The sequence below is a fragment of the Pseudomonas sp. P4_C3 genome, from assembly GCF_056402075.1.
Genome location: NZ_JBFUIC010000402.1, coordinates 1 through 3,259, shown reverse-complemented (window position 1 = coordinate 3,259; position 3,259 = coordinate 1). Strand labels below are relative to the sequence as shown.

General features: G+C 58.5%; 4 protein-coding genes. 1 reads left to right on the top strand and 3 read right to left on the bottom strand.

Annotated elements, in window-relative coordinates; genetic code table 11:
* Positions 1-55: 55 nt before the first annotated feature.
* Genes AC1DVH_RS28360 through AC1DVH_RS28350 form a run of 3 tightly spaced genes read right to left on the bottom strand, consistent with a single transcriptional unit; the run spans position 56 to position 2,396 of the window.
* Positions 56-322: an acyl carrier protein gene (locus AC1DVH_RS28360; protein ID WP_108217404.1), complete on the bottom strand. Its 267-nt coding sequence runs from the start codon at positions 320-322 to the stop codon at positions 56-58.
* Positions 319-1,125, bottom strand: coding sequence for a MaoC/PaaZ C-terminal domain-containing protein (locus tag AC1DVH_RS28355; RefSeq protein WP_477756578.1), 807 nt, complete (start codon positions 1,123-1,125; stop codon positions 319-321). The genes AC1DVH_RS28360 and AC1DVH_RS28355 overlap by 4 nt, the downstream gene beginning before the upstream one ends.
* Before the next feature lie 2 nt (positions 1,126-1,127).
* Positions 1,128-2,396 carry a beta-ketoacyl-[acyl-carrier-protein] synthase family protein gene (locus AC1DVH_RS28350; RefSeq protein ID WP_108217402.1) on the bottom strand — a complete coding sequence of 423 codons (1,269 nt, stop codon included), beginning with the start codon at positions 2,394-2,396 and terminating at the stop codon, positions 1,128-1,130.
* Positions 2,397-2,841: 445 nt separating this feature from the next.
* On the opposite strand from AC1DVH_RS28350, the gene AC1DVH_RS28345 reads away from it, so the two are divergent.
* A partial coding sequence (locus AC1DVH_RS28345; RefSeq protein WP_477756577.1) for an acyl-homoserine-lactone synthase occupies positions 2,842-3,259 on the top strand: 418 nt, incomplete at its 3' end.

Sequence of the window (3,259 nt, the reverse complement as noted above, 5' to 3'; positions counted from 1 at the left end):
CTATTGGTCTGCGTGGGCATTCCCTTGCTCCTATCCGTAACGGTAGACCTGCCAGTCAGGCAGGGACGGCGGCCGATTCCTTGAACTCGACCACGAACTCGCACAGCTGGCGCAGCGTGGAAATCTTGCGGCTGGCGAACGAATCGGGATCCAGCGCCACGCCGATCTTCTTCTGCACCACTAGCTGCATCTCGACGAAGTCCAGGCTATCGAACGCCATCGATTCGATGTTGGTATCGAGGGTCACATCGTTTTCGTCGACATCCTTGAGTTCCAGAATGAGGTCGCGAACAACAGCAAATACTTTCTCTACAGTGGTCATTGCACAGCTCCTTGGTGGGTTGAAAGTGTCTTTGCCATCAGCCCGAGAGTGATGGTCATCACGTGGCGATCGCTGACATGCACCCCAAGATCGAGGGTGCCCACGGCCTTGCCAGGGCTTTCAATCAGGTGGATGTTGTCGATCTCACAGCGAATATCGGTCTGCAACTTGCCCAGCGAGCGCAGCGACGTGCAGAAGGTGATCTGGTGGCTGGTCTGCACCACCAGGTGATCAGACAGATCCTCAAGCCGGTCCGGCCGCTGTCGTTGACGGAACTGCGGGGACAGGCAATCGAAGATCACTCCCAGATGGTTACGAATGAAGTGGGAAAAGATCAGTGCATCGAGCGCGACCCAATCATCGACCCCCCGGCCCAGGTCATCACGAAACTGTGCGAGCCAGGCCGCGACCTCCTCGCGTGCCAGCAGGAAGCCCGGGGTTGTGGATAACCAGACCGGCGCTTCGACGATACGTACATGGCCGATCATGTGTTCACTGTCGCCGCCGCTCGAGTGCAACTTGAACCCCGTGCTGCCGCTGCGCTCGCGGGTCGACAGGGCTACCGGGCTGTCACGCAGCACCGGAGCCTTGAGCAGCGCCTTGAACTGCATCCAGTCCTGGGGCAGCACCTGATTGACGCGCCCCATGCGATGCTTGACCGGCAGTAGCGCGAGCATGCCATGCACCACCACATCGGCTGCGTCCATGCGGCGCGCCGCCTCACGGTCGAAGTGGATCGGGTTGCGATCACCGGAGAGGCCGGCCCAGGCCTCGATCTGCTCGGCTCCGAATTGCAACTGCATGATCAGACCACCTTGCGCAGCATGATGCCGGCGTTGGCACCACCGAAGCCGAAGCTCAGGTTCAGCACGTTATTCAGGGTCTGCCCATGCAGATGCTCGTTGGGCACGTAGTTGAGGTCGCAGTCAGGATCGGCCTCATCCATGTGGATAGTCGCCGGGATGGTGCCACGGGCCATGGCCTTGAGGCAGAAGACCGCCTCCATGGAACCGGCGGCACCGATCAGGTGGCCGGTGTAGGACTTGGTGCTGGACATCGGAATGCCGTATGCGGCGTCCCCCAGGGCCAGCTTGATCGAGCGGGTTTCGTTGACATCGTTGAGCGGTGTCGAGGTGCCGTGCAGGTTGACGTAGTCGATCTGCGATGCCTGCACGCCTGCCTGCTTGCAGACGTCATTGATCACCCGTACCCGGGCCTGCATGTCTTCGGCCGGGGCTGTCATGTCGTAGGCGTCCGAATAGTTAGCGTAGCCGGTGATCTCGCCGAGAATCTTCACGCCCCGTGCCCGGGCCGACTCATAGTCCTCCAGGCATAGCACAGCCGCGCCCTCGGAGAGCACGAAGCCGCTGCGTCCCTTGCTGAACGGGCAGCAGGCCAGGCGCGTGTTTTCCTGCTCTTTGCTCAGGGCCTGGATGACATCCACCGACCAGACGTTGAACTGCTCTTTCAAGGACTCACTGCCACCAGCGATCATCACCTTGGCGCGGCCGCTGCGAATCGCCTCGTAAGCCTCACCAATGGCGATGGTGCCCGTGGCGCAGGCTGCAACCGGGCTGTTCTGGATACCACGCATGTTCCAGTTCATGGTGATACCGGCGGTCGCGGCATTGCACATCGACATGACGGTGGCGAAGGAAGTGGAGATGCCGTGCTTACGGTATTCGTTGTTATTGCAGTTGGCGGTGTCGAGCCCACCCCAACCGGTGCCCAGGATCACGCCGCGATCAAAGGGCGAGACGATCTCATCCAGGGGCGTATCACCGAACGCCATGCGGATCGCCTCGTGGGTGGCCACCAGGCTGTATTTGGCGAACAACGGCAACATCTTGGAGATTTTCTTCGAAAACGGACGCATCGCTTCACGACCGAAGTCATCGATAAAGCCAAAGTAACGCGCATGGATGCTCGGATCGTCGAACCTGTGCTGACGGTAACCGACCTGGTAATCCATCATTGCGTCCCAGATGGCGTCGACATTCTCGCCGAGCGAGCAGATGGCGCCATAACCGGTTACAACGACCCGGCGCGGTTCTGAAGAAGCGGACTTTTCCATGATCTTCCCTGTTTCGATGTCTTGACTGGAATGCCGCACAGCGTGAATAAGCCTGATCCAGACGCTCAGACTGTCATTGGCATGTTCGGCGATTTAGGCAAGTGGAGCACTCGCAAGTACAAGCCATGACGCCTTGGTTGGAACATTCGTCCAGCATTGAAAAGTTCAGCGCTGCGGCGTCATAGGGGGCTTAACCACTGCCCGGCATAAGTTGCCGTAGTTACCCAGAGAGAACAACTGTATCTAGGTGCAGATAGCGCGATGAAAATCAAATTATGCAACCTGCAACTGCACCTAAGTACAGGTTGCCGCTGGGCGGACATTGATAAACTAACAATGGTCGCGCGATTGATTTTTCGTACCCGGAAGTTCATTCCCCCGCGACCTGTACGAGCCGCAGCACTTACTACTTAAGTGCCAGCCCCCACGGAAGAACGTTAATAACATGAAAGCTATCGAGTTTCACGCGCTTGACTATAGTGCGACGCCCCACGCCTGGGTCGCCGACTTGTATCGCCTGCGCAAGGAAGTATTCGCTGATCGTTTAAGTTGGAAGGTCAATATAAACAACGGCATCGAGTTCGATGAATACGACAGCGAGCGGACGACCTACCTGATCGGTACCTGGGAGGGTGTCCCCTTGGCCGGCCTGCGCCTGATCAGCACTCTGGATCCCTATATGGTCGAAGGGCCGTTCCGTGATTTTTTCCGCTGCGAGCTGCCCAAACACGCGCTGATGGCCGAGTCCAGTCGCTTCTTCGTCGACAAGATCCGATCACGCCAACACGGCCTGGCCCAGRTACCGCTGACCGAAATGCTGCTTCTTTGCATGCACAACTATGCCGCAGGCAGTGGCCTGGAAT